This window comes from Pseudanabaena sp. 'Roaring Creek' (assembly GCF_001402795.1).
Lineage (GTDB): Bacteria > Cyanobacteriota > Cyanobacteriia > Pseudanabaenales > Pseudanabaenaceae > Pseudanabaena.
On sequence record NZ_LIRE01000079.1, the window covers coordinates 1 to 3,153 of the forward strand.

The 3,153-nt window shown below is 37.5% G+C and carries 2 protein-coding genes and 1 pseudogene; all 3 read left to right on the forward strand.

The annotated features are described in order from the left end of the window. Positions 1-29: 29 nt before the first annotated feature. Positions 30-1,385, forward strand: coding sequence for an RHS repeat-associated core domain-containing protein (locus tag AC805_RS02710; protein ID WP_055073990.1), 1,356 nt, complete (start codon positions 30-32; stop codon positions 1,383-1,385). 72 nt (positions 1,386-1,457) lie between these two features. Beyond that, positions 1,458-2,666: a HEAT repeat domain-containing protein gene (locus tag AC805_RS02715; protein WP_055073991.1), complete on the forward strand. Its 1,209-nt coding sequence runs from the start codon at positions 1,458-1,460 to the stop codon at positions 2,664-2,666. Positions 2,667-3,055: 389 nt separating this feature from the next. After that, positions 3,056-3,153: pseudogene (locus tag AC805_RS27250) on the forward strand (flagellar assembly protein H); the annotation flags it as partial.

The following is a 3,153-nucleotide window of genomic DNA, read 5'->3' on the forward strand; positions in this document are numbered from 1 at the left end:
ATAAAACTGTACCGATAATCTCAAAAGTGATGACAGATTCCTTCATCATTGGATGGTGTGACGACTACCTATACTGGGATGCGGAGAATCGGTTAAAAGCGACTGAGGGTGGCGGTACGAGTACGGTCTATGATTATGACTATTCTGGTATCTGCGTATCGCAGAAGGTGAATGGTGTGGAGACGAGGTTCTTGGTGGATAAGAATCGCAATTATGCTCAGGTGTTAGCGGAATATGCGCCTAGTGGCACTGTGCAGGTTGCCTATGTGTTTGGTAGCGATTTAATTGCTCAGGATAGAAATGGGACGAAGTCGTTCTATGTTTACGATGGTTTGGGCAGCACGAGGGCATTGACGGATGCGACGGGTAATGTGACGGATACCTATAATTATGATGCTTATGGGAATTTGTCTAGTTCGACGGGTACAACGGTCAATAGTTATCTCTATGCGGGTGAGCAGTTTGATAAGAATCTCGGTGATTATTATCTAAGGGATAGATATTACAGTACTGATATCGGGCGCTTTACTCAGAGAGATAGATTTGATGGTGATATGATGAATCCGCTTTCTCTCAATCGCTATGGCTATACTCATGGTAATCCTGTCAATGGCACTGATCCTTCTGGAATGTTTCAGACATTACAAGAGATAGCAGTAGTTAATCAAATGATTTCAACCCTTTCTGCCATAACTGCGCTAAATTATTCTCAATCTATTGTCCAGTCTCCAAGAATTATCAATCTTTTGTCACTCCAATCTGACTATTTGCTGAATGCATCTATCCCAGACAAGAATGATCGCAGAGTTAGAGGCATTCCATTTATTGTGTGGGGGTTAGATTATGGTGTTACTACTGTTCACACCTATAAAGCACAACATGGAGGAGGATTTACAAATTCCCCTACTGGAAGTTCTATTGGAATTAGTTTTACATATAAGAAACCTGGAAATCCAAGAATAGAACCATCGGTAGGAAGTAGTGATTATTGGTATAATTATTTCAGTCCATGCAATCGCAGAAACGGATTCCCAACAGGCACTTTAGTTTGTGATGAGTTTCCCTATGCTTCTACATCGGAAGGAGGCTATAACAATTACAGGAGTGGGACAGTTTCAATTGCTCTTGTTCCTAAAGCCGAACAGTCATTGCGTGGCAGTGATCTTATTGGTCAGGGTGGGGCACTTAGACAATTCTATAAAGATGCTTTTAACTATGAGCCAGGGAAAAAATTCTTGGTGTTTGCTAATGTGACAGATCATGGCTCATTCTATGTAATTCCATATTCTCCTCCTCAAGTAGTTAATATAACAACTTCACTATATAGGCGTAATGCAAGTTATTCTAATTTCTTAAGTGAATATAATAGATTAAACATCCGATAGTATCGTAAATGTGAAGTAAAACCTACTACAATTGTCATACTGAATATTAACTAAAAACCAGGGATCGCAATCATGAATAACCTAAATAAAGCATTACAAAGAATTCAAGATTGGTTTGAAAGTCATAGACCAAATTATGTAACTTCTTTGCAACCAGGTCTAACTCGTAAAGAAATTGAAAAAAAGGTGTCGTCGTTTCCAATTCAATTATCTGAGGAGGTTTATACACTTTATGAATGGCATAATGGTTCAGATTCGTGGGAGTTCTTTTTTCCAGGTTATTGCTTTCCTTCGCTTGAGAATGCCATTGCTGATATGTACTCTATAGATTCTGAATTTAGCAGATATACCCTTCTTTTAGAAGAAATTGACACCTATTTTTTACTTCCTGTTTTTTCTTATGACTTTACAAGTATTTCAACACTTGAGATTGACACAAAACGCGCCCACTCTTTTGTCTTAAAGGCTGTACCTGAAGAAACTCCATCTATATACAGTTTTAATCTGACAAGAATGATAGAAGTAATAGCTAAATGCTTTGAGAATGGAGCATATTACATGCGTAAAAGGAATAATGGCGAAAGTGAAGTCATGTGGAATTATGAAATGGCACTAGAGATTCACCGTATTAATAATAGTGAGATTGTGGAGTTTACTTTAGAGAAAATAAATAGTATTAAGCTGGAAAAGTCAACGGGTATTATGGGGAATCTCTACTATCTTATAGAGTGGTTTGGTGACTCACGAGCAGTTGAACCACTTATTGAGCTATTACAGACACCTTTTGACAATCAACTAAATCAAGATGATTTAGTAATAGTTAAAGATGTCGCAGCTTATGGGTTAGGGAAACTTCATGACTCAAGAGCCGTCGATCCTCTGATTGATGCCCTTTCTAGCAAATATAGTAATATTCGTTATAGAGTCGTAGAAGCATTAGGTGAACTTAGTGATAATAGGGCTATTCCATCTCTAATAGGGATTCTTTCAGATCCTGATGAAAGAATATGCGATAGTGGTAAGTTTTCTCTTGTAAAACTTGGGGCGATCGATGAGTTATTAACAACTGCATTAGAAAGCAAAAATCGATATGCTATTCAAGCACTGGGACTTCTTCCATCCTCTATCAACAAAAAAAAGCTTACTTCAGAACAAAAAGATAGAATTTTTTCGGTGCTCATGAGCCTTACTAAAGATTCTTCATACGAAATTCAAAATATTGCTAACAAGTCTCTAGATAGAGCTAGGAGAGAAGTACTAGAACAATCATACGAAAGGTGATTAACAAACTAAACAGAATGAAATATAAACCTTTAAGCAATGATTTCTTATAAGACTTCTAACTTGAACTTTTCTCTTAACATTTGACTTATTCTCCTTTCCTTAGCGAACACATGTCGTTTTGAAGTAATTCATAAACATAACAAGCGATCATTAAATTGGATAATGTTTTAGGCGATCAGGAATGTTCGATTGATAGCGATCGGCGTTTTAGAAATATGTAGGCGATCAATGTTTTCTCAGATTTAGTAGCGATCGCTTTTTGTTTTTTTGATTGTAAAGGCGATCAGAGATTTTGAGATAATGTTTTAGGCGATCGGGAGTTTTTCGTTTGGTAGCGATCGCTTTCTAGCCATGAGTAGGCGATCGGTAAATGATAGAATCCCAAAATGATCGATAATATTTGCAAATTCTTAGCCGAAAGCTTTTCCAGAGACTTCGCCAGTTGGATATTGGGCGAAGCGATCGCCCTAACCAAAATCGAACC

Excerpts from the sequence above, each read along its gene's own strand:
- AC805_RS02715 (WP_055073991.1), top strand. The coding sequence starts at position 1,458 with ATGAATAACCTAAATAAAGCATTACAAAGAATTCAAGATTGGTTTGAA.
- AC805_RS02710 (WP_055073990.1), top strand. The coding sequence starts at position 30 with ATGACAGATTCCTTCATCATTGGATGGTGTGACGACTACCTATACTGG.